This window comes from Helicobacter sp. T3_23-1056 (assembly GCF_053654535.1).
This window is the reverse complement of record NZ_JBSIUU010000094.1, coordinates 1-572: the sequence shown is the minus strand read 5'-3', so window position 1 is coordinate 572 and position 572 is coordinate 1. Positions and strand designations below refer to the sequence as shown.

Genomic DNA, 572 nt, shown 5'->3' with positions numbered 1-572 from the left:
CCACTAGATAATGTTGTGCTTGTTTGCAAACGAAAAAGTAAAATCTATCATAGATTATTTGATGTGCTTGATTTTGTGATTTTTGTGGGATTCTTTTTTGCGTTTATGATTGTCGCAGTTAAGTTTGTATGTCCCGCTGTTTTTGGAATATGGCTTTTGCTTGTGTATATGGCAAAGCCATTTTTACTAAAAGAAATCGTGCTTTATGAGCATTGTGTCATCGTGCGATATAGGATTTTAGGCGATGTAAGGTTGGGATTAGAAAATCTAGCATTGATAGGGGAGGGATTTAATGGAAAAAGTGAAATTTTTGCCAGAATCAAGAAAGAAAATAACATAGTTAGATTTTGGATAATTTGTTACAATATTGATAGTTGGGATAACAGGCTAGAAAACAAGGCGCAGTTAAAAGAATGGCTTGATAAGAGATTAGGATTTAGCGTGGATAAGATTTCATATACCAAAAGTCCAAACAGCTTTTGGCTAAATAGAAAATTAAAGGATTAAAACAATGGATTATAAATCAGAGTGTGTGATATTTGAAGTCAAAAGCAAATTAAAATGGTGGTGTT

1 protein-coding gene is annotated in these 572 nt (G+C 32.7%); it reads left to right on the top strand.

Annotated features, from left to right (window positions below; genetic code table 11):
- Nucleotides 1-507, top strand: a 507-nt coding sequence (locus ACWIUO_RS13835; protein WP_454178466.1) for a hypothetical protein, incomplete at its 5' end; no start/stop codon positions are given.
- Nucleotides 508-572 lie beyond the last annotated feature (65 nt).